Below are 263 nucleotides of genomic sequence, written 5' to 3'. Positions count from 1 at the left end.
ACGACACCACGTGATCGCCGGCCTTGAATCCGTCGACGCCTGCGCCGACCGCCTCGACGACGCCCGCGCCGTCCGCCATCGGAATGCGCCCGGCCTCGGCGGGCAACACACCGCTCACGACGCCATAGTCATGGAAGTTCAACGAGCTCGCGTGAATGCGAACCCGAAGCTGGCCCGCGCCGGGCTGTCCAGGATCGTCGATGTCGACTACCTGGAGACTATCGACGCTGGCGGGTGATCCGATCTTGACGGCTTTCATGTCG

The 263-nt window shown here is 65.8% G+C and carries 1 protein-coding gene; it reads right to left on the bottom strand.

Features of this window, described 5'->3' with window-relative positions; all coding sequences use genetic code 11:
* On the bottom strand, positions 1-259 hold a 259-nt coding region (locus SB753_RS38355), incomplete at its 3' end, for an alcohol dehydrogenase catalytic domain-containing protein (protein WP_410805329.1).
* Positions 260-263 lie beyond the last annotated feature (4 nt).

Origin of the sequence: Paraburkholderia sp. SIMBA_053, assembly GCF_046534895.1 — a bacterium.
Taxonomy (GTDB): domain Bacteria; phylum Pseudomonadota; class Gammaproteobacteria; order Burkholderiales; family Burkholderiaceae; genus Paraburkholderia; species Paraburkholderia caledonica.
The sequence above is the reverse complement of the archived record's forward strand: the minus strand, read 5'-3'. Positions and strand labels throughout refer to the sequence as shown.